Here is a 20,019-nt window from a genome sequence, read left to right on the forward strand (position 1 = left end):
GCACAATGGCGGCGGGAGCCCCTGTACGAGACCGGTTCGGGACCGGTACGGGCCGATGTTCGGGATCAATGAGAGTTCGAGGAGACCACAAGGTGACGCCGCCGTCAGCGAACCAGTCGTCCCCGGCCCGATCCACCCGGCAGCGGACGGCCGTCGCCTCGCTCCTCACCGAGGTCGACGACTTCCGCAGCGCCCAGGAGCTCCACGACCTGCTGAAGCACCGGGGCGACTCGGTCGGTCTGACCACGGTCTACCGCACGCTCCAGTCGCTCGCCGACGCCGGCGAGATCGACGTGCTGCGGACGGACGACGGCGAAGCCGTCTACCGACGGTGCAGCAGCGGTCACCACCACCACCTGGTCTGCCGCAGCTGCGGGCGGACGGTCGAGGTGGAGGGACCTGCGGTCGAACGCTGGGCGGAGGGGGTCGCCCGCGACAACGGGTTCGTGGACGTGGCCCATACGCTGGAGATCTTCGGCACCTGTGCGGAGTGCGCGGCCCGCGACTAGGCCTCCGCTGCGGGGGGGTGCTGCGGGCGGGGGGTGACACGTCGGCGGTGGTTGCTGTTCGCGCAGTTCCCCGCGCCCCTGAGGTACGACGTGGCTCAGCCAGGCAGTTCGCTGGGGGCGCGGGGAACTGCGTGAGGAACCACCCGCGACGAGTGACCCTCCGCGCGACGCTCACCCCTGCTGCGGGAGGACCACCTCGTTGGGGAGGGCCCCGCCGTAGCGCCGGTCGCGCGAGGCGAATTCCTCGCAGGCGCGCCACAGGTCTCGACGGTCGAAATCCGGCCAGAGAACGTCCTGGAACACCATCTCCGCGTACGCCGACTGCCACAGCAGGAAGTTGGAGGTGCGCTGCTCCCCGCTGGGGCGGATGAAGAGGTCCACGTCCGGCATGTCGGGGTGGTACATGTACTTGGCCAGGGTCTTCTCGTTGACCTTCCTGGGGTCCAGCTTCCCGGCCGCCACGTCGGCCGCCAGCGCCGCCGCCGCGTCCGCGATCTCGGCCCGGCCGCCGTAGTTGACGCACATGTACAGGGTCATCGCGTCGTTGTCGCGGGTCATCTCCTCCGCGACCTGGAGCTCCTGCACCACGCTCTTCCACAGCTTGGGCATACGGCCGGCCCAGCGGATCCGGATGCCCATCTCGTTCATCTCGTCCCGGCGGCGGTGGATCACGTCCCGGTTGAAGTTCATCAGGAAGCGCACCTCCTCCGGCGAGCGCTTCCAGTTCTCGGTGGAGAAGGCGTACAGGGAGAGGTTCTTCACGCCCAGCTCGATGCAGCCCTTGAGGACGTCGAGCACGACGCTCTCGCCGACCTTGTGGCCCTCGGTACGGGGCAGCCCGCGCTCCTTGGCCCAGCGGCCGTTCCCGTCCATGACCACGGCGACGTGCTCGGGCACCAGCTCGCCCGGGATCTTGGGCGGCTTGGCGCCGCTGGGGTGCGGCGGCGGGGGGAGGTACTCCCGCTGCCGAGCGCCGCCGAAGAGTCCACGTCGTGCAGTTGCCATGAGCTTTCAGTTCTCCCGTAGGTCAGCGGTGACCGGTCAGCGGTAGCCGGTCAGCGGTCCACATAGCGGAGCGACCGCAGGCCCCGCTCCAGGTGCCACTGGAGGTAGGCCGCGACCAGGCCGCTGCCCTCCCGGGCGTGGCGGGGTTCGGCGGCGTCCGCCGTCTCCCAGTCGCCGGACAGCAGCGCGCCCAGCAGTTCCAGTGTCTCAGGGGAGGGTACGACACTGCCGGGAACCCGGCAGTCGGGGCAGAGCGAACCGCCGGTCTGCACCGAGAAGAAGCGGTTGGGGCCCGGCATCCCGCACTTGGCGCAGTCGTCGAACGACGGAGAGTAGCCGTTCACCGACAGCGAGCGCAGCAGGAAGGCGTCCAGGACCAGCGGTGAGTCGTGCCCGGCGGCGGCGAGCGTCCGCAGCGCCCCGACCAGCAGCAGGTACTGCTGGACCGCGGGCTCGCCCTCGTTCTCGGTGAAGCGCTCGGCGGTCTCCAGCATCGCGGTCGCCGCGGTGTAGCGGCCGTAGTCGTCGACGATCCGGCTGCCGTACGGGGTGATCGTCTCGACCTGGGTGCACAGCGCCAGATGCCGTCCGACCAGCTCCTCCCCCCGGGAGAAGAACTGCACGTCGACATGGGAGAAGGGTTCCAGCCGGGCGCCGAACTTGGACTTGGTGCGACGCACCCCGCGGGCGACGGCGCGGACCCGGCCGTGCTGGCGGGTCAGCAGCGTGATGATGCGGTCCGCCTCGCCCAGCTTCTGGGTGCGGAGCACCACCCCGTCGTCGCGGAACAGACTCATGCCCGCCATTGTCGCCCATGGGGGCGACAACCAGACCCAGGACAACCAGACCCAGGGTCGGTCAGGAGTGCGGGGTCCTAGCCGCCGCGACCAGCGTGGCCTCGATCCGTCCGGCGCTGAGCTTGAGGCAGCGGCCGGCCGCGCGCAGCGCCTCCTGCTCGGCGGGGCGGTAGGGGCCGTCGGCGAGGGCGATCCAGGCGCCCTGGGTGAGCAGCCGCTCCCGCCCCGGCTCGGCCAGGTGCGGGGCCAGCGGTTCGAGCGCGGTGTGGAGTTCGACGGCGAGGCCGCTGCCGCAGCCGTACAGCTCGCCCAACTCCTCGTCGCCCGCCGTCAGCGCGCCGAGGGCGGCCAGGATCTGCGGTTCGTCCAGGTCGCTGTGGCCGGCCTCGTGGACCACGCCGAGGGCGGCGTCACGGGCGCTGCGGGCGGTCCCGCCGGCGGCCAGCATCGCCAGCACGATGGTGAACTGCGCGGTGCGCAGCATCGCCAGCAGATTGCCGGAGGTCGGGTGCTCCAGGGCGTCCAGGCCGTAGCGCTCGCGGCAGGCGGTGCACTGGAGGGTGGTTCCGGCGTCGCCGAGCGGCAGCACCGGCAGTCCGAGCAGCCGCAGCCATCTGCGCCCGCCCTGGCGGCGGTAGTTGCGGTCGCCACCGCATCCCGGACAGAAGAACTCTCCGAGCGCCTCGGTACGCCACCGGGCTCGGACACCTGCCAGCTGTGCCACGGCGCACTCCCACCTGACTGCAGACCGACTCCGATGTCGGTCGCACCGATGCTGCCATGCGCAGTGACACCCTGTCAGTACCCCGGGCGGCCGACGGATCAGAAATTTGTGGCCGAGAACACACTGGCTCCCCGCCGGGACGGCGGGGAGCCAGTGCTGTAACTGCGGGTGTCAACCGCGCTGCGCCCGGTTGACGGCGCTGACGACGGCCTTGATGGAGGCCAGCACGATGCTGGTGTCGATGCCGACGCCCCACAGCACCTGGCCGTCCACGGCGCACTCCCAGTAGGAGGCCGCCTGGGCGCCGGAGCCCTGGCTCAGGGTGTGCTCGACGTAGTCCAGCAGCCGGGCGTCGATGCCGATCGAGGCCAGCGCCACGAAGAAGGCGTCCAGCGGGCCGTCGCCCACCCCGGCCAGCTCGACCGGGGCGCCGTCCACCGTGGCCTGGACGTTGATCGCGTCCTTGCCCTCGGGGGTGCTGCTCAGCCGGTACGCGCCCAGCTGGATCCGGCCCCAGGGGGCGTCCGGGGTGGGCAGGTACTCGTCCTCGAAGGCGGACCAGATCGCGGCGGGGGTGACCTCGCCGCCGTCGGTCTCGGTCTTCGCCTGGATGATCTTCGAGAACTCGATCTGCATCCGGCGCGGCAGGTCCAGCTTGTGGTCGTTCTTCAGGACGTAGGCGATGCCGCCCTTGCCGGACTGGCTGTTGACCCGGATCACGGCCTCGTAGGAGCGGCCGACGTCCTTGGGGTCGATCGGCAGGTACGGCACGCCCCAGGTGTGCTCGCCGACCGGGTGCCCGGCGGCCGCGGCGTCGGCCTCCAGCGCGTCGAAGCCCTTCTTGATGGCGTCCTGGTGCGAGCCGGAGAAGGAGGTGTAGACCAGGTCGCCGGCGTAGGGGTGGCGCTCGGGGACGACCATCTGGTTGCAGTACTCGTACGTGCGACGGATCTCGTCGATGTCCGAGAAGTCGATCATCGGGTCGACGCCCTGCGAGAACAGGTTCATCCCGACGTTGACCAGGTCCAGGTTGCCGGTTCGCTCACCCTGCCCGAACAGGCAGCCCTCGACCCGGTCGGCTCCGGCCATCACGGCCAGCTCGGCGGAGGCGACGCCGGTGCCCCGGTCGTTGTGGGGGTGGGTGGACAGCGCGACGAACTCGCGGCGGGACAGGTTGCGCGACATCCACTCGATCATGTCGGCGTAGACGTTGGGGGTGCAGCGCTCCACCGTGGTCGGCAGGTTGAGGATGATCTCGCGGCCCGCGGCGGGCTGCCAGACGTCCATCACCGCCTCGCAGACCTCCAGCGCGTAGTCCAGCTCGGTGTCGATGAAGATCTCCGGCGAGTACTGGTAGCCGAAGACCGTGTCCTCGGCCAGCAGCTTCTCGGCGTACTCCATCACCAGCCGGGTGCCGTCCACGGCGATGTGCTTGATGTCGTCCTTGGAGCCCTTGAAGACCACCCGGCGGAACAGCGGCGCGGTGGCGTTGTAGAGGTGGACGGTCGCGCGGGGGGCGCCGACCAGCGACTCCACGGTGCGGGCGATCAGATCCTCGCGGGCCTGGGTCAGCACGCTGATGGTGACGTCCTCGGGGATCGCGCCCTCGTCGATGATGGAGCGCACGAAGTCGAAGTCGGTGGCCCCGGAGGAGGGGAAGCCGACCTCGATCTCCTTGTAGCCCAGCCGCACCAGCAGGTCGAACATCGCCCGCTTGCGGGCCGGGGACATCGGGTCGATCAGCGCCTGGTTGCCGTCCCGCAGGTCGGTGGACAGCCAGCGCGGGGCCTTGCTGATCACCTTGGACGGCCAGGTCCGGTCCGGCAGGTCGACCGTGCCGAAGGGTACGTACCGCTGGAACGGCATCTTCGAGGGCTGTTGGCGGACCGAGGCCGCGGTGATCGGAGTGGGCCGCTCGCTGAAGGGGGTGGTGTCTGACATGGGTGCTCCCTCGGGTAGGTACGGGCTAAAACCCGACCGACGGAACTGCGGCATATGGAGAGCGCACAGCACGAGTCCCCGCGGCGAGGGAGTCGGCCTTGTGTGAACTACAGGCCCTCGCCGCGGCAGCTAAGAAGAAGCAGCCCGGTACGCATGATGCGAACCACACTAGCCCAGCCCTGTGGGATGCCACAACGCCGTCCCACGAACGAGGGACATGACAGGCAGTGAGATCTCTGTCACTTTTGGTGAGGTGAGTACTCAGCCCGCCGCCCCCGCCTTCTGCGGCATCGTCCCGCCGCACATCCTCGAACACCTGGTCGCGCACGCCACGGACCTCGCCGTCCGCGAGGCCGCCGAACGCTCGCTGGCGCTGGACGCGCTGCACCGCGAGCAGCGGGTACTGGCCCCGCCGGGCGGCAGGCGGTCGCTCGGCGAGCGGTCGCTCAGCGCGCGCGAGCGGTCCGCCGACGCCCTCGCCGACACCCCGGAGCGGACCGTCAGCGACGACCGCCACACCGAGAAGCTGCCCGGCCGCACCGTGCGCACCGAGGGCGCGGCGGCGGTCGCCGACCTGGTCGTCGACCGCGCCTACGACGGCCTGGGCGCGACCTTCGACTTCTACCTGGCCGCCTACCAGCGGCACTCCATCGACGGCCGGGGCCTGCCGCTGGACGCGACCGTCCACTACGGGCGGAAGTACGACAACGCCTTCTGGAACGGCTCCCGCATGATCTTCGGCGACGGCGACGGGGTGCTCTTCAACGACTTCACCGTCTCGGTGGACGTGATCGGGCACGAGCTCACCCACGGGGTGACCCAGTACAGCGCCAACCTCGACTACCAGGGGCAGTCCGGGGCGCTGAACGAGTCGGTGTCGGACGTCTTCGGCTCACTGGTCAAGCAGTACGCGCTGGGGCAGACCGCGGCGCAGGCCGACTGGCTGATCGGCGCGGGGCTGCTCGCGCCCGGCGTGCACGGGGTCGCCCTGCGCTCCATGAAGGCGCCGGGCACCGCCTACGACGATCCCGACCTGGGCACCGACCCGCAGCCGGCCACCATGGCCGGCTATGTCGACAGCAGCGACGACAACGGCGGGGTGCACCTCAACTCGGGCATCCCCAACCACGCCTTCTACCTGGCCGCGACCGCGATCGGCGGCCACGCCTGGGAGCGGGCCGGGCAGATCTAATACGACGTGCTGACCGGCGGCCGGCTCGCCGCCTCGGCCGACTTCGCGGCCTTCGCCGCGGCCACCGAGGCGGCGGCCCAGGCCCGCTACGGCGCAGGCGCGGAACTGCGGGCGGTACGGGACGCCTGGACCCAGGTCGGGGTCGGGGTCGGAGCCGGAGCTGAGTTGAGCAGAAGTGAACGAATGTGACCAGGCAACCCCTGTTCCCGCCGCTACTAAACGGTGCACACTGGCCACTATGCGTATCCAGGTCACCCGCTCCGGCGGGATCCTCGGCGCCGAGCGCCGCTCCGTCCTCGACACCGAGGGACGTCCGGACGCCCCGCACATCCATGCTCTGGCCAGGGAGGCCCTCGGCTCCTGCGACCGCAGGCCCGGCTTCGGCGTGCCGGACGGCTTCCACTATGCGATCAGCGTCGACCAACGCAGCGTCGGCCACTGTGCGGAGCCGCAGTTGACGGACAGTCAGCGGAGCCTGATCTCACTGGTGCTGACCCAGGGACGCTGAGGCGCGCGCCGCCTCGCCGGTCCGGGAAGGCACTCCCGGGCGGGCGAGGCGGCTGCCCCCCGTCAGCCCTCGACAGGCACGTCGAAGGCCACCGCCAGCCTGCGGTCCCCGGCGCTGCGGCCGGCCTCCACCGCGTAGCTGCCGGGACGCAGGGTCCAGCCCGTGTCGCCCCAGGTCTGGAAGGCCCGCAGCGGCAGCTCCACCCGCGCCTCGACCACCTCGCCGGGCTCGGCCGTCACCACCGCGAAGCCGGCCAGCCGCCGGTCCGGACGGGTCCGGTCGGCGCCGTCCGGGGCCAGATAGACCTGGACGGTCTCCCGCCCGGCCCGGGCCCCGGTGTTGCGGACCCGGACCACGGCCACCGCCCGGGCCGCATAGGGGTCCTCGCCGCCGCCCGAACCGGCGGCATCGGCCGCGTCGGCCAGCCGCAGCTCCAGCCCTTGGTACTCCCAGTCGGTGTAGCCGAGGCCGTGGCCGAACCAGTAGGCGGGCTGCGCGGTGCCGCGGCGCTGCCAGGCCGGGTAGCCGATGAACAGTCCCTCCGCATAGGCGAGGGCGCCGTCGGTGGTCTCCACCTCCCAGACCGGGCAGTCCGCCTCCTCGGCCGGCCAGGTGGTGGGCAGCCGGCCCCCGGGCTCGGCCAGGCCGAGCAGCACATCGCCGAGAGCGGCCCCGGCCTCCTGCCCCGGGAACCAGGTCAGCAGCACCGCGGCGACCTCCTCGCGCCAGGGCATCAGCACCGGCGCACCCGCGTTGACCACCACCACGGTGCGCGGGTTGACCGCGGCGACCCTGGCCACCAGCTCGTCCTGCCGGCCGGGCAGGACCAGGCCGGTGCGGTCCACTCCCTCGCTCTCCACCTCCTCGGTGGTGGCGACCACCACCACCGCGACATCGGCGGCTGCGGCCAGCGCCACCGCCTCCTCGATCAGTTCGTCAGCGGTGGCGACCGGCTCGGAGTGCCCCAGTGCGAAGGACACCAAGCCGAAGCCGGCGAACGCCGACGCCTCGGGCAGGGTGTGGGTGAGGATCAGCTCGACCGGCGCGGTGCTGGGCAGCTCCAGCTCGAACACCGCCTCCGGAGGGTTGAGGAAGGCAGCGGCCGGATCGGTGCCCTCGACCTGCACCACCCCGTCGAACAGCAGCTCGCCGCGGGCCTCCAGCCGGAACCGTCCGGCGCCCCTGATCGCCACCCGGTGGGTGCCGGCGGACCGCGGGGTGAGCCGGCCGGTGGCCCGGACCGAGCCCAGCACGTCGAAGCCGACACCGGCCGGCAGCTCACCGATCCAGCGGACGCCGCCGTCCGGCAGCGGTACCGCGGCCAGCGCGGCGCCGTCCCGGCCGATCAGCTCCGCGCTCAACGGCGAGGCCAGCGGCGGCACATGGGTGCGCGGGTCGGCGCCCAGGGCGTAGCCGAGCGAGGTGCTCGGCGGCAGCGCCGCGCGCAGGCCGTCCAGCGGGCTGACCACCCGGGTCGGGAAGACCTGGGCGCTGCCCCCGCCGCCGATCCTGGCCTCGGCCGCCGCCGCGCCGATCAGCGCGATCGAGGCGGGGGCGGGGTCGAGCGGGAGGATGCCGTCATTGCGGACCAGGGTGAACGAGCGCGCGGCCACCTCGCGGGCCAGCGCCTCGCCGTCGATCTGCGCGGGCGGTGCGGGCACCGCGGCCGGGGCGTCCGCCAGCAGGCCGACCCGGGCGGCCAGCCGCAGCACCCGGCGGGCCAGCTCGTCCACGGACTGCTCGGGCACCCGTCCGTCGCGGACGGCGGCGACCAGGTGCTCCCCGTACACGGTGACCGGGCCCGGCATGGCCACGTCCAGGCCGCCGAGGGCGGCGCGGACGGTGTCGCGGGCACCGGTCCAATCCGAGACCAGGACCCCGTCGAAGCCCCACTCCTCGCGCAGCAGACGGTTGTTGAGCTCGTCGTTCTCGCTCATGCTGACGCCGTTGACCCGGTTGTAGGCGGCCATCAGGCCCCACGGGCGGGCCTTGCGGACGATGGCCTCGAAGGGGGCCAGGTAGAGCTCGCGCAGGGTCCGCTCGTCCGCCCGCACGTCCACGGTGTAGCGCTCGGTCTCGGAGTCGTTGGCGACCCAGTGCTTGGGGGTGGTGGCCACTCCCCCGGCCTGGACGCCGCCGACCAGGGCCGCGCCGATCTCGCCGGTGAGCAGCGGATCCTCGGAGTAGGCCTCGAAGTGGCGTCCGCCGCGCGGGCTGCGGTGCAGGTTGACGGTGGGCGCCAGCACCACGTGCGCGCCCTTGCGGCGGGCCTCCTGGGCCAGCAGGCCGCCGAGCCGGCGGGCCAGCTCCGGATCCCAGGTGGCGGCGAGGGCGGTCGGCGAGGGGACGGCGACGGACGGGTCGTCCGGGGTCCAGTGCTCGCCCCGGACGCCGGCCGGGCCGTCCGACATCACCATGCGGCCCAGGCCGATGTCCGCGTTGGCGGGAAGGGACCACATGTCGGCGCCGGCCAGCAGCGCCACCTTCGCGGTCAGGTCCAGCTTGCCGAGCGCGGCCTCGACGGCGGCCTCGCGCAGGTCATCGTTGGCTACGTCCTTGCTCATGGTCAGATCCAGCCTTCCAGCGAGGTGATGAAGCCGTCGAAGTCGTCCCGGTGGATGGTGTGCCCGGCCCCGGCGACGGCCCGCACCTCGAAGCCGCGGTCGCGCAGGGTCGCCGCGTCCTCCGGGTCGATGAGGAAGCTCGGGTCGGCCAGCTGCACCAGCGAGGGGACCACCGGCTTGTCCGGCAGCACCGCCCCGACGGCGAAGGGGGCCAGCGCGGTCGCGGTGGCGCTGTCCCAGTCGGCCAGGGTGGCCAACTCGACCTGGATGTCGGCCTCTTCCCAGCGCGGGTTCATCGCGGCGATGGTGTCGTGGTCCGCCATAGCGGCGAACTCCACGAACATGGACGGGTCGAAGCCCGGGCCGGGCTGGGCGCCGCGGCTCTTGCCCAACTGCCAGGCCGGGTCCGAGTAGACGGCCCGCTGCGGGAGCAGCCGGTCCACCGCGCCGACCAGGGTGAGACCGCCCAGCGAGTGGCCGATCGCCAGCTCGGCGCCCTGCGGCAGGGTCTCCACCAAATCGTCGGCATACAGCGCGGGGGTGTACTCGCCCCGGCCGGAGGCGCCGTGGCCGCGCAGGTCCACCGCGATGACGCGGTAGCCGCGCTCGGCCAGGGCCGGGCCGACCCGGCGCCAGGTCCGTGAGTCCGACATGATGCCGTGGACCAGCAGGGCGACCCGGTCGCCGCTGCCCCACTCGCGGGTGTTGAGCTTCATGATGTGGTGCCTTTCAGCGAACGCTGCGGATGGGACGGACGGCCAGTGCGCCGAGGATGCTCAGCACACCGCCGACCAGGAACAAAGTCGTGTAGCCGGCCAGGCTCACCACCACGGAGGCGACGAACGGCGCGACGATCTGCGGGGCCGCGTTGGCGATGTTCAGCACACCCAGGTCGCGGGCGGCGTCCTCGGCCCTGGGCAGGACCAGGGTGACCAGCGCGGTGTCGACGGCCATGTAGCAGCCGAAGGCCAGGCCGTTGACGACGCCGAAGACCACCATCCCGGTGAAGGTGGGGCTCACCATGGGGATGACCATGGCACAGCCGGCCGCCGCGGCCGAGACGCCGACGAAGCCCTTCCGGGCGTCCAGCCGGTCCGAGAGCGGTCCGCAGACGGCGATGGAGACCAGCATGGCGACGCTGGCGACGGGGGTCAGCACGGCGACGGCGCCGGCCGGGGACATCCCGTGCGGCAGGCTGATGTGGTCCTGCAGGATGTAGAGCTGGTAGCCGCTGACCGAGAAGTAGCCGAGCACCAGCAGCGCCCGGCCGACGAAGGCCCAGCGGAAGTCGTGCGCTCGCAGGCTGTCGGCGAAGGCGGCGAGCTGCGCCCTGAAGCCGCCGGACTCGCGCAGCTGGGTGGTGACCGCCGGTTTCGGCTCCCGGCTGAGCCCGGTGAAGAGCACCGCGCCCGCCGCGACCAGCGCCCCCAGGGTGAGGTAGCCGGTGCGGAAGTGGTCCGCGAAGCCGTTGGCGACGACCACCCCGACGATGCTGCCGACCGGCAGGCCCAGGCCCACCGCGGCCGAGGCCGCGCCGCGCCGCCGGGCCGGGATCCGGTCCGGGACGACCGAGGTGATCGCGGCCTGGTAGATGTTCATGACGGCCTGGCCGAGGCACCAGGCCACGGCGACCAGCAGGATCGAGTTGACCGCGCCCATCAGCGCCATCACCGGCACCGCCAGCAGGCCGCCGGTGAGGATCCACGGGTTGCGCCGGCCCGAGCGGTCCGAGAGGGCTCCCGCGACCGGGTTGAACAGGGCCGCGAAGACCGCGCTCACCCCCGAGACCAGGCCCAGCATGGTGACCTTGTCGTCCGGGGCGATGTGCTCGACCTGCAGTGGCAGCAGGATCCCGCCGACGCCGATGTAGAGCGCGTACATCACCGAGTTCCCGGCGAACAGCAGCGGCAGGAGTCCGCGCTGCACCGGTCTTGGCAGGTCCGGATCGGCGTCGGCGGAGACCGGGGTGCTCGACGCGGCTTCGGTGGCGGGAGACAGGGCCACACTGCCCTCCATCTTCGGGTGCGGTGGGAGCGCGCCGCACAAGCAGGGTTACACGTGTCGTGGTGACTCGTGTAACCATAGGTTTAACACCTCCGCCCGCCCCGCACCAGCCCTCGGTCTGGAAAGATGCCGAAAGCGATGACTCAGCAACCGACCACCCCCACCGGCATCCCCACCAGTGCCGACGTCGCCCGCCGGGCGGGCGTCTCCCGGGCCACCGTCTCGTACGTCCTCAACGACACCGCGGGCGGGCGGGTCGGCGAGGAGACCCGGCAGCGGGTCCGCGCCGCCGCCGACGAGCTGGGCTACATCCCGCACGCCGCCGCACGCGCGCTGCGCGCCGGGCACAGCGGGATCGTGCTGCTGGCCACACCCGAGATCACCTTCGGACCGCTGTTCAGCGAGTTCTTCGCCGAGCTGCGGGCCGGGCTGCGGGACCACGGCTACACCGCGGTGATCTACGGCGACAACGGCCAGGGCGGCGCCGCCGGGCCGGGTGACGACCGGGTGGGCGGCGAAGAGTCCGCCGCGCGGGTCTGGGCCGAGCTGCGTCCCACCGCGGTGCTGGCCGGACTGGGCACGCCCGTCACCGCCCGCTCCGCCGAGCTGCTGCGACGCTCGGGGACCAAGGCGGTGATCACCATGGCCGGCCCGCCGGTGCCCGGCACCCACGCCCTGCTGCTGGACCAGAGCCAGGTGGGCGCCGCGGCGGCGGAGCATCTACTGGCACGCGGCCACCGCGCCATCGGCGTGGTGGTCCCCACCGACCGCTCGCTGGAGCTGTTCAGCCTGCCCCGACTGGAGGGAGCGCGGACGGCCGCGGCGGCCTTCGCCGAGGCCCTCCCCGGTACCTCAGGCGCCGCAGCCGCCCCAGCCGCCTCAGGTGTGCGGATCGAGCGGATCGACCTGGACTACACCGAGCAGGCCGCCGCCCGGCTCGCCGCCGACTGGCGCGGGCTCGGCCTCAGCGGCCTGTTCAGCTACAACGACGAGTTCGCGATGCTGCTGATGAGCGCCTTCCAGGACGCCGGCATCGGCATCCCCGACGAGGTCGCCCTGGTCGGCGCGGACGATCTGATGCTGGCCCGGCTGCTGCGCCCGCGGCTGACCTCGGTCCGGCAGATCCTGCCCTCGGGCCGGATCCTGGCCGACCTGATCGACCGGCTGATCCGCAACCCCGGCACCCCGCCGGAGATCCACGACCTGAGCACGGCCAACATCGTCACCCGCGACTCCAGCTGAGCGGCCGTCAGCCGAACAGCTGACCGGCCGTCAGCCGCCGGCTGTCACGACGTCAGAAGCCCAGCTTGCGCAGCTGCTTGGGGTCGCGCTGCCAGTCCTTGGCCACCTTCACATGCAGGTCGAGATAGACCGGGGTGCCCAGCAGCGCCTCGATCTGCTGCCGCGCCACCGTGCCGACATGCTTCAGCCGGGAGCCCTTGGAGCCGATCACAATGGCCTTCTGGCTCTGCCGCTCGATGTAGACATTGGCGTGGATGTCCAGCAGCGGCTTGCCCTCCGGACGGCCCTCGCGCGGCAGCATCTCCTCGACCACCACGGCCAGCGAGTGCGGCAGCTCGTCCCGCACGCCCTCCAGCGCGGCCTCGCGGATCAGCTCCGCGACCATGATCTGCTCGGGCTCGTCGGTGAGGTCGCCCTCCGGGTAGAGCATCGGGCCCTCGGGCAGCATCGGCACCAGCAGGTCCGCCAGCAGCCCCACCTGGACGTCCCCGGTGGCCGACACCGGGACGATCTCGGCCCACTCGATCCCCAGCTCGGCGCCCAGCTGGGCGATCGCGATCAGCTGCTCGGCCAGCTGCTTGGAGGTCACCAGGTCGGTCTTGGTGACCACGGCGACCTTGGGAGTGCGCTTGATCCCGGCCAGTTCCTTGGCGATGAACTTGTCGCCCGGGCCGAGCTTCTGGTCGGCGGGGAGGCAGAAGCCGATCACGTCGACCTCGTTCCAGGTGGCCCTGACCACGTCGTTCAGCCGCTCGCCCAGCAGCGTCCGCGGCTTGTGCAGACCGGGGGTGTCCACCAGGATCAGCTGCGCGTCGGGGCGGTGCACGATGCCGCGGACGGTGTGCCGGGTGGTCTGCGGGCGGTCGGAGGTGATCGCGACCTTGATCCCGACCAGGGCGTTGGTGAGGGTCGACTTGCCCGCGTTGGGACGCCCGACGAAGCAGGCGAAGCCCGACCGGTGCGGGCGGGCCCCCTGGGGGGCGGCGTCGGCGGAGTCAGTGGCGGGCTTGGCGGACTGCTGGGTGGGGCGAGAGCTCATAGGGACCATTCTCCCCCATGCCGGGGAGCAGCATGGTCACAGCCAGCGTTGCGGATCGGTCAGGTCGATGTCGACCGGAAAAGGCAGCTCCAGCGCGAGCCGCTTGCGATGGATCCCCATTGGCGCGTAGGTGCCGGTGGCGACCCCGCGCTCGAAGACGTGCACGGCGAGTTCGCCCTCCTCGTTCTCGACCCGCCAGTAGTGCGGGAAGCCGGCCTCGGCGTACTTCCGGGGCTTGACCTCGCGGTCCCGCTGAACCGAGTCCGGGGACACCACCTCGACGGCGAGCAGGATGCCCTCGGGCGAGTAGGTGGTCTGCTTGTCGCTCACCACGGCGGTACGCGGGACCACCATGAGATCCGGTTCCGGCCGATCCCTCTTACCGAGGGTCACCGTCATCTCCTGCATGACAACCAGATGCGCAGGCCTGAACTGGAGCAGAGCGAACTCCAGCAGCCTGATTGCATAAACGTGGAAGTTGGACTGCGGACTCATGAAGACGAGACTTCCGTCGAGCAGTTCCGTGTGCGGAGGCAGGTCCGGAAGCTGGTCGAGGTCGTCCGCGATCCACCCGCGCTCGGGCGGGACGGGCCACGTGAGGTGAGGTTCGACGGTCACTAGTGCTCCCATGGGCAGGATCATCGCCGACAGGTCAAGCGTACCCACGGTGGATTGGTGATCACTCACCCGAACGAGGGAGCGCAGGACAGCGCACTACTTGCCACGTTTGAAGAGGGCGCCCAGGCCGCCGAAGAAGGTGAAGAGGGCGACGATGATCGAGGCGGCCAGCCAGCCCGGGTTGCGGTGTTCCTGCCAGTGGCCCATGCCCATGAGCACGAACAGGACACCCGCGATGAAACCTATGCCCCCCACGGCAGCATCCCTCCCTCGAACAAAACGTCCGCCCCGACCCTAGCGGGGTCGGGGCGGATGGCAAGACGTTCGTTCGACACCCGGGCGATACCGGCCGGGGTCAGCCGGTTTCGGTGGTCGACCGCAGGGCGCCGTCGGGGGCGGCCAGGAGGACCGGGGTGCCCGGGCCGCCGAGGTCGTGGACGGCGGCGAGGTCCGCGGTGGCGACCTGTGTCGCGGCGCTGACCACGGCCGCCGCCTCCAAGCTCTTGGCGCCGCTGGCCACGGCCATCGCCACCGCGGTCTGCAGCGCGCTGAGGCGCAGCGACTCCAGGGCGACCGTCCCGGCGACGTAGGTGCGCCCGGTCTCGTCCCGCACCGCTGCTCCCTCGGCCACGCCGTTGCGGGCCCGCACCGAACGCGCCAGCGTGATGATCTTCTTGTCCTCGGGATCGATTCCCGCCAGGTCGTCGCTCATGCGTCCGAGGATACGGCCCGGTCCTGCCTGGTCAGCACGACCACCGGGATCGGCCCCGGTGCGGTGGCCTGGAAGTCCGCCAGCGCGGGCAGTCGGGCCAGCTGGGTTGCCCACAGCTGCTCCCGCTCCGCGCCCGCCGCGTCGGCGGCCACCGCCGCGAAGGACTCCGTGCCGATCTCCACCGTCACCGACGCCGGGTCGGCGAGCAGGTTGTAGTACCACCCGGGCCGGGCCGGCCGGCCGCCGTTGGCGGCGAACACCGCCCAGCGTCCCTCCCCCGCCGGAAGCGCCGCCAGCGGCATGGTCCGCTGCTCACCGCTGCGGGCGCCCCGCGTGGTGAGCAGCAGCAGCGTCGCCCCGGCGAAGGGGCCGCCGACCACCCCCTGGTTCGCCCGGAACTCCTCGATGATCTGCTGGTTCCACTGCAACCGCTGGGCCTGTTCCTGCTCCGTCACCTGGACTCCTCCGCCGCTCGACCGGTCGGAGTGAATCCTGGCAGGTTCCGGCGATAGCGTGCGGGTATGACGAGTCATCGGATCGGTGTGATGTACGACCGCGACTGGGCGCCGGAGGAGCTGCCGCAGTTCGCCAGGGACGTGGAGCGGCTCGGGGCGGACGAGCTGTGGGTGGTCGAGGACCTGGAGTGGACCGGGGCGATCGCCTCCGCCGCCACCGCGCTCGCGGTGACCGAGCGGCTCCGGGTCGGCATCGGGATCACCCCGGCGCCGCTGCGCAATCCCGCGCTGCTGGCGATGGAACTGGGCGCACTGGCGCGGATGTTCCCGGGACGGCTGACCGCCGGGGTGGGCCACGGGGTGCGGGAGTGGATGGCGAAGGTCGGGGTCGCCCCGCGCAGCCCGCTGGCGCTGCTGGAGGAGACGGTGACCGCCGTGCGCGGGCTGCTGCGCGGCGAGGAGGTCACCGTGGACGGCCGGGAGGTGCACCTGGACGCGGTCCGGCTGGTCCATCCGCCGGCCGTGGTGCCGCCGGTGGTGGCCGGGGTGGTCCGGCCGCGCTCGCTGGAACTCGCCGGCCGGGTCGCGGACGGCACGATCCTGGCCGAGGGCCACGGTCCGGCCGACCTGGCCGAGGCGCTCGCCCATATCGCCAAGGGAGCCGAGGGAAGGGCCGAACCGGCCGAACACAGCCTGACCGTGTTCAGCTTCCTCTGTGTGCAGGACGACCCCGAGCTGCTGCAGGCCACGGTCGGCCCGGCCCTGGACGGCCACGCCGCCTGGCTGCAGCGTCCGACCGAGCAGGTCTTCGCCGCGGTCGGCCCCGCCGCCACCGCGGCCGCGCGGGTGCGCGAGCTGTGGGCGGCGGGGGCCGACACGGTGGTGCTGCGGGCGGTCGGGCCGGAGCCGTTCGAGCAGGTGGCGGCGACGGTCAGGGAGCTGCGCGGCTGAAGGGAGCTGCGCGGCTGAACGGTCAGGGAGTCGCGCGGCTGAGCCGTCCCAGCGCCAGCGCCGCCAGCAGCGCCGCGCCGTCGGCCAGCACCGAGTCCGCGAAGGCGGCCAGCGGTGAGTGGTTGTACGGCGCGGTGGCCGGGTCCTGGCCGTCCACGCAGGCGCCGAGGAAGAGGAAGGCGGCCGGGACCTGCTGGGCGACGAAGGAGAAGTCCTCGGCCCCGGCCAGCGGCTGCGGCATCGTGGTCCAGCGGTGCTCGCCGAGCAGCTCCCGGGCGGTGTCGGCGGCGAACGCGGCCTCGGCGGCGTCATTGACGGTGGGCGGGTAGACGTCCACGTACTCCACCTCGGCCTCAAGGCCGTGGGCTGCGGCGATGCCGTGGACCACGCGCAGCGACTCGGCCCGGACCAGCGCCCGTGCTTCCGGCGAGAAGGAGCGGATGGTGGCCTCGAAGTAGGCGTCGTCCGGGATGACGTTGTTGATGGTCCCGGCCCGGAGCAGTCCGGTGGTGACCACCACCGGGTCGAAGACGTCGAAGCGCCGGGTCACCATGGTCTGCAGCGCCAGCACCGCCTCGCAGGCGGCCGGGACCGGGTCCACCGCGGCGAACGGCGCGGAGCCGTGGCCGCCGCGTCCGCGCAGGGTGACCACCAGGGTGTCGGCGGCGGCCATCATCGGGCCGGGACGGCCGAGCACCTGCCCCTGCGGCATCGAGGACGAGACATGCAGCGCGTAGGCGGCCACCGGTATCGAGCCGCTGGCCAGCAGCAGCCCCTCGTCGATCATCACCTGGGCGCCGCCGCGCCCCTCCTCCCCCGGCTGGAACATGAACACCACGTCCCCGGCCAGGGTCTCCCGCCGCTCGCAGAGCAGCCTGACCGCGCCGACCAGCGCCGTGACATGGAGGTCGTGGCCGCAGGCGTGCATCGCCCCGGCCAGCGCGGAGGCGTACGGCAGGTCCGCGGCCTCCTGCACCGGCAGCGCGTCCATGTCCCCGCGGAGCAGCACGGTCGGCCCGGGCAGGGCGCCGCGCAGCACCGCGGTCACCGAGCTGAGCTTCTGGCCGAGGGTGATCTCCAGCGGCAGCCCCTCCAGCGCGGCCAGCACCTTGGCCTGGGTGAGCGGCAGGTCGAGGCCTATCTCCGGTTCCCGGTGCAGGGCGTGCCGCAGCGCCGCCAGCTCGGGCTGCAGCGTGGCGGCGGAGGCGCGGAGGACGGTGGCAGCGGTCATGGGCGGGACTCCTGAACGGAGGGAGGATGTACCAGGGAGAGCACTATCACTGGACGGCGGTTCCGGTCACCACCGCCTGCCCTCAGCCGACGACCTGCCGCATCGCTCCGCGGCGGCCCTCGGGCGAGGCCAGCCACTCCAACTTCCGTGCGGTGTCCGTCCCCTGGCTGGGGTTGTGCAGCACGATGGTGAGGTCGGGGCGGGCCGGCACCTTCAGCTGGGTGGCTTCGAAGGAGAGCTCGCCGACCAGCGCGTGGTCGATCCACTTCACCCGCTGGCCCGGCGCCCGGACGTCGCCCCTGGCCCACAGCTCCGCGAAGAACGGGTTCTGCCGGGCGAGTTCGTCGGTGACCACCCGGAAGCCCTCGTCGTCGGGGTACTCGGCCGCGGCGTAGCGGTACTCGGCGACGACCAGGGCCGCGTCCTCCTCCCAGCCCCGGTGCCGGCCCCGGTAGACCGGGTTGGTGAAATAGCTGACCAGGCAGTTGCGCCAGGTGTCGTTGAAGTCGTAGACCGCCGCGCCGGCCTCGTTGTAGACGATGTTGTTCCAGTACCGGTCGATGATGTTCGCCGGGAACGGCATCCAGGAGTCGATGATCCTGGTCAGCCCGTCCGACACGGGTGCCTGCACCGCATCGGCCCGCAGCAGCGGCGGGTTGAGCCCGGCCAGCACGTAGAGGTGGCGGCGCTCGGGGTCGTCCAGCCGCAGCACCCGGGCGACCGCGTCCAGCACCTGTCCGGAGACGGTGATGTCGCGGCCCTGCTCCAGCCACTGGTACCAGGAGACACCGACGCCCGCCAGCACGGCGACCTCCTCCCGACGCAGTCCGGGGGTGCGTCGGCGGGCTCCGCCGTCCGGCAGTCCTGCCTCGCGCGGGGTGACCCGGCCTCTGCGGTTCATCAGGAACTCGCGCAGATCGGCGCGGCGACGGTCGTCGACGGTCTTGGTGCTCGCTTCCACGTGGCTCCCCTACCTGGTGGTCGTACCAACAGGATAAGCACACTCTCTCCAGCCCCTGCGGCCCGCAACAACCATGGGGTCATGGCAATCGACACCTCAGCGGCGACAAAAGGCACCCCCGCCGGAACAGCGGGCACCGGCTCCGATCCAACGGCCGCCAGGCTGTCCGTCCGGGCCCGACTGGTCCTCTTCCTCCTGTGCGCCGCCCAGTTCGCGGTCGCGCTGGACTTCTCCATCCTCAACATCGCGCTGCCCACCCTGGGCCGCGACCTGCACATGACGCAGGCCAACCTGCAGTGGGGCATGACCGCCTTCGCGCTGCCCTCCGGCGGCTTCCTGCTGCTGTTCGGCCGGATCGCCGACCAGGTGGGCCGGCGCCGGATCTTCATCACCGGCCTGGCCCTGTTCACCGCGGCCTCGGTGCTGGCCACCGCGGCCTGGTCGCCGGGGGTGTTCCTGGCCGGACGCGCGCTGCAGGGGCTGGGCGCGGCGGCCATCGTCCCGTCCGGGATGGCGCTGCTGACCACCACCTTCAAGGAGGGCCCGCAGCGGGACCGGGCGCTGGGCATCATGGGCAGCCTGATGGCGCTGGGCTTCACCTTCGGCATGGTCCTGGGCGGCGTGCTGACGCAGACCCTGACCTGGCGTTCCACCATGGCGCTGAACGTGGTGATGGGCCTGCTGGTGCTGGTCGGCGCCCCGCTGCTGCTGACCGAGTCCCGCAACGAGGTCCGCGGCCGGATCGACGTGCCCGGCGCGATCACCGTCACCGGCGGTCTGCTGGCGCTGATCTACGGCCTGTCCACCGCCGCGCAGTCGGGCTTCGGCGCCGTCTCGGTCGTGGTCTCGCTGGTGGCGGCGGTGCTGCTGCTGTCCGGCTTTGTGGTGATCGAGTCCAGGACCGCCGAGCCGCTGGTCTCGCTGCGGATCCTGCGCCGCCCCACGGTGGCCTTCGGCAACCTGGCCGGGCTGGCCACCTTCTCGATGATGAGCGCCGTGATCTTTCTGGGGACGCTGTACCTGCAGCAGGTCAACGGCCTGTCGCCGGTCAGCACCGGGCTGATCTTCGGGGTGCTCGGGGTCTCCTGCGCCGTCAGCGGCAGTGTCGCCCCCAGGGTGGTGGCCAGGATCGGCTCCGCCCGTACCGTGGTCGGCGGCCTGCTGCTGCAGGCGGCGATGACGGCAGTACTACTGACGATCAGTCAGGGCAGCGCCGGGGCCTGGGTGTTCACCATCGCCGGGTCGGCCGCGGCGTTCGGCCACCTGGCCGCGATCGTGGCCTACAGCGTCACCGCGACCTCCGGACTGCCGAACGAGGAGCAGGGGCTGGCGACCGGGCTGGTCACCACCACCCAGCAGGTCGGCCTGACCATCGGCATCCCGCTGCTGAGCGCGCTGGCCTCGGCCCGCTCCGACAGCCTGCGGGCGGCGGGCCGCAGCCTGGGCCAGGCCACCCTGGGCGGGGTCCGGCTGGGCCTGGGCGCGGACGCGGCCCTGGTCGCCGCGCTCGCCGTGGTGGTCGCCCTGGGCCTGCGGACCCGGCGCGGCAGCCGCTGAGCCGGAGGT

At 72.2% G+C, this 20,019-nt stretch carries 19 protein-coding genes and 1 pseudogene; 6 read left to right on the forward strand and 14 right to left on the reverse strand.

Features of this window, described 5'->3' with window-relative positions; all coding sequences use genetic code 11:
* Positions 1 to 92 precede the first annotated feature (92 nt).
* Positions 93 to 509, forward strand: a complete 417-nt coding sequence (locus tag ACXKR8_RS16010; RefSeq protein WP_458273580.1) for a Fur family transcriptional regulator — start codon at positions 93 to 95, stop codon at positions 507 to 509.
* Between the two features lie 171 nt (positions 510 to 680).
* Here ACXKR8_RS16010 and ACXKR8_RS16015 read toward each other — a convergent pair whose 3' ends face one another.
* The 4 genes from ACXKR8_RS16015 to leuA all read right to left on the reverse strand — a co-directional run bounded on the left by ACXKR8_RS16015 (position 681) and on the right by leuA (position 4,976).
* A complete protein-coding gene (locus ACXKR8_RS16015) occupies positions 681 to 1,514 on the reverse strand; it encodes an isoprenyl transferase (protein WP_458273581.1) in 834 nt (277 codons plus the stop codon).
* 50 nt (positions 1,515 to 1,564) lie between these two features.
* Positions 1,565 to 2,311: a DNA repair protein RecO gene (recO, locus tag ACXKR8_RS16020; protein WP_458273582.1), complete on the reverse strand. Its 747-nt coding sequence runs from the start codon at positions 2,309 to 2,311 to the stop codon at positions 1,565 to 1,567.
* A gap of 61 nt (positions 2,312 to 2,372) precedes the next feature.
* A complete protein-coding gene (locus ACXKR8_RS16025) occupies positions 2,373 to 3,035 on the reverse strand; it encodes a TerB family tellurite resistance protein (RefSeq protein ID WP_458273583.1) in 663 nt (220 codons plus the stop codon).
* A 171-nt stretch (positions 3,036 to 3,206) separates the two neighbouring features.
* A complete protein-coding gene (leuA, locus tag ACXKR8_RS16030) occupies positions 3,207 to 4,976 on the reverse strand; it encodes a 2-isopropylmalate synthase (protein WP_458273584.1) in 1,770 nt (589 codons plus the stop codon).
* A gap of 217 nt (positions 4,977 to 5,193) precedes the next feature.
* On the opposite strand from leuA, the pseudogene ACXKR8_RS16035 reads away from it, so the two are divergent.
* A pseudogene (locus ACXKR8_RS16035) lies at positions 5,194 to 6,357 on the forward strand (M4 family metallopeptidase).
* A 49-nt stretch (positions 6,358 to 6,406) separates the two neighbouring features.
* Complete coding sequence (locus ACXKR8_RS16040) at positions 6,407 to 6,676, forward strand: protealysin inhibitor emfourin (RefSeq protein WP_458273585.1); 270 nt, start codon at positions 6,407 to 6,409, stop codon at positions 6,674 to 6,676.
* 62 nt (positions 6,677 to 6,738) lie between these two features.
* Here the strand turns inward: ACXKR8_RS16040 and ACXKR8_RS16045 are convergent, their stop codons facing one another.
* From ACXKR8_RS16045 to ACXKR8_RS16055, 3 genes are read right to left on the reverse strand one after another with little or no spacing between them, the layout of a single operon-like run.
* Positions 6,739 to 9,240, reverse strand: coding sequence for a beta-glucosidase (locus ACXKR8_RS16045; RefSeq protein WP_458273586.1), 2,502 nt, complete (start codon positions 9,238 to 9,240; stop codon positions 6,739 to 6,741).
* A 2-nt stretch (positions 9,241 to 9,242) separates the two neighbouring features.
* Entirely contained in the window at positions 9,243 to 9,956 is a 714-nt protein-coding gene (locus tag ACXKR8_RS16050; RefSeq protein WP_458273587.1) for an alpha/beta fold hydrolase, read from the reverse strand.
* Between the two features lie 13 nt (positions 9,957 to 9,969).
* A complete protein-coding gene (locus ACXKR8_RS16055) occupies positions 9,970 to 11,244 on the reverse strand; it encodes an MFS transporter (protein ID WP_458273588.1) in 1,275 nt (424 codons plus the stop codon).
* Between the two features lie 138 nt (positions 11,245 to 11,382).
* Between ACXKR8_RS16055 and ACXKR8_RS16060 the strand changes: the two genes are divergently transcribed.
* Complete coding sequence (locus tag ACXKR8_RS16060) at positions 11,383 to 12,486, forward strand: LacI family DNA-binding transcriptional regulator (RefSeq protein WP_458273589.1); 1,104 nt, start codon at positions 11,383 to 11,385, stop codon at positions 12,484 to 12,486.
* Between the two features lie 52 nt (positions 12,487 to 12,538).
* On the opposite strand, the gene era is transcribed toward ACXKR8_RS16060, so the two are convergent.
* The 5 genes from era to ACXKR8_RS16085 form a co-directional block, all read right to left on the reverse strand.
* Positions 12,539 to 13,534, reverse strand: coding sequence for a GTPase Era (era, locus tag ACXKR8_RS16065; protein ID WP_458273590.1), 996 nt, complete (start codon positions 13,532 to 13,534; stop codon positions 12,539 to 12,541).
* 27 nt (positions 13,535 to 13,561) lie between these two features.
* Positions 13,562 to 14,155 carry a Uma2 family endonuclease gene (locus ACXKR8_RS16070; RefSeq protein ID WP_458273591.1) on the reverse strand — a complete coding sequence of 198 codons (594 nt, stop codon included), beginning with the start codon at positions 14,153 to 14,155 and terminating at the stop codon, positions 13,562 to 13,564.
* 84 nt (positions 14,156 to 14,239) lie between these two features.
* Complete coding sequence (locus tag ACXKR8_RS16075) at positions 14,240 to 14,398, reverse strand: hypothetical protein (protein ID WP_458273592.1); 159 nt, start codon at positions 14,396 to 14,398, stop codon at positions 14,240 to 14,242.
* A gap of 100 nt (positions 14,399 to 14,498) precedes the next feature.
* Positions 14,499 to 14,855 carry a cytidine deaminase gene (locus tag ACXKR8_RS16080; protein WP_458273593.1) on the reverse strand — a complete coding sequence of 119 codons (357 nt, stop codon included), beginning with the start codon at positions 14,853 to 14,855 and terminating at the stop codon, positions 14,499 to 14,501.
* Positions 14,852 to 15,310 (reverse strand): nitroreductase/quinone reductase family protein, encoded by a 459-nt coding sequence (locus tag ACXKR8_RS16085; protein ID WP_458273594.1) that lies wholly within the window; start codon positions 15,308 to 15,310, stop codon positions 14,852 to 14,854. Before ACXKR8_RS16085 ends, ACXKR8_RS16080 begins: the two co-directional genes overlap by 4 nt.
* 66 nt (positions 15,311 to 15,376) lie before the next feature.
* Between ACXKR8_RS16085 and ACXKR8_RS16090 the strand changes: the two genes are divergently transcribed.
* Entirely contained in the window at positions 15,377 to 16,261 is an 885-nt protein-coding gene (locus tag ACXKR8_RS16090; RefSeq protein ID WP_458273595.1) for an LLM class flavin-dependent oxidoreductase, read from the forward strand.
* Positions 16,262 to 16,283: 22 nt separating this feature from the next.
* Here ACXKR8_RS16090 and ACXKR8_RS16095 read toward each other — a convergent pair whose 3' ends face one another.
* Positions 16,284 to 17,492, reverse strand: a complete 1,209-nt coding sequence (locus tag ACXKR8_RS16095; RefSeq protein WP_458273596.1) for a M20 metallopeptidase family protein — start codon at positions 17,490 to 17,492, stop codon at positions 16,284 to 16,286.
* Positions 17,493 to 17,574: 82 nt separating this feature from the next.
* Positions 17,575 to 18,393 carry a helix-turn-helix transcriptional regulator gene (locus ACXKR8_RS16100; protein WP_458274996.1) on the reverse strand — a complete coding sequence of 273 codons (819 nt, stop codon included), beginning with the start codon at positions 18,391 to 18,393 and terminating at the stop codon, positions 17,575 to 17,577.
* A 141-nt stretch (positions 18,394 to 18,534) separates the two neighbouring features.
* Between ACXKR8_RS16100 and ACXKR8_RS16105 the strand changes: the two genes are divergently transcribed.
* Entirely contained in the window at positions 18,535 to 20,010 is a 1,476-nt protein-coding gene (locus ACXKR8_RS16105) for an MFS transporter (RefSeq protein ID WP_458273597.1), read from the forward strand.
* Positions 20,011 to 20,019: the final 9 nt, after the last annotated feature.

This window comes from Streptacidiphilus sp. PAMC 29251 (genome assembly GCF_054208735.2).

Excerpts from the sequence above, each read along its gene's own strand:
- ACXKR8_RS16015 (WP_458273581.1), bottom strand. The coding sequence starts at position 1,514 with ATGGCAACTGCACGACGTGGACTCTTCGGCGGCGCTCGGCAGCGGGAG.
- recO (WP_458273582.1), bottom strand. The coding sequence starts at position 2,311 with ATGAGTCTGTTCCGCGACGACGGGGTGGTGCTCCGCACCCAGAAGCTG.
- leuA (WP_458273584.1), bottom strand. The coding sequence starts at position 4,976 with ATGTCAGACACCACCCCCTTCAGCGAGCGGCCCACTCCGATCACCGCG.
- ACXKR8_RS16040 (WP_458273585.1), top strand. The coding sequence starts at position 6,407 with ATGCGTATCCAGGTCACCCGCTCCGGCGGGATCCTCGGCGCCGAGCGC.
- ACXKR8_RS16045 (WP_458273586.1), bottom strand. The coding sequence starts at position 9,240 with ATGAGCAAGGACGTAGCCAACGATGACCTGCGCGAGGCCGCCGTCGAG.
- ACXKR8_RS16050 (WP_458273587.1), bottom strand. The coding sequence starts at position 9,956 with ATGAAGCTCAACACCCGCGAGTGGGGCAGCGGCGACCGGGTCGCCCTG.
- ACXKR8_RS16060 (WP_458273589.1), top strand. The coding sequence starts at position 11,383 with ATGACTCAGCAACCGACCACCCCCACCGGCATCCCCACCAGTGCCGAC.
- era (WP_458273590.1), bottom strand. The coding sequence starts at position 13,534 with ATGGTCCCTATGAGCTCTCGCCCCACCCAGCAGTCCGCCAAGCCCGCC.
- ACXKR8_RS16070 (WP_458273591.1), bottom strand. The coding sequence starts at position 14,155 with ATGGGAGCACTAGTGACCGTCGAACCTCACCTCACGTGGCCCGTCCCG.
- ACXKR8_RS16080 (WP_458273593.1), bottom strand. The coding sequence starts at position 14,855 with ATGAGCGACGACCTGGCGGGAATCGATCCCGAGGACAAGAAGATCATC.
- ACXKR8_RS16090 (WP_458273595.1), top strand. The coding sequence starts at position 15,377 with ATGACGAGTCATCGGATCGGTGTGATGTACGACCGCGACTGGGCGCCG.
- ACXKR8_RS16095 (WP_458273596.1), bottom strand. The coding sequence starts at position 17,492 with ATGACCGCTGCCACCGTCCTCCGCGCCTCCGCCGCCACGCTGCAGCCC.
- ACXKR8_RS16100 (WP_458274996.1), bottom strand. The coding sequence starts at position 18,393 with ATGAACCGCAGAGGCCGGGTCACCCCGCGCGAGGCAGGACTGCCGGAC.
- ACXKR8_RS16105 (WP_458273597.1), top strand. The coding sequence starts at position 18,535 with ATGGCAATCGACACCTCAGCGGCGACAAAAGGCACCCCCGCCGGAACA.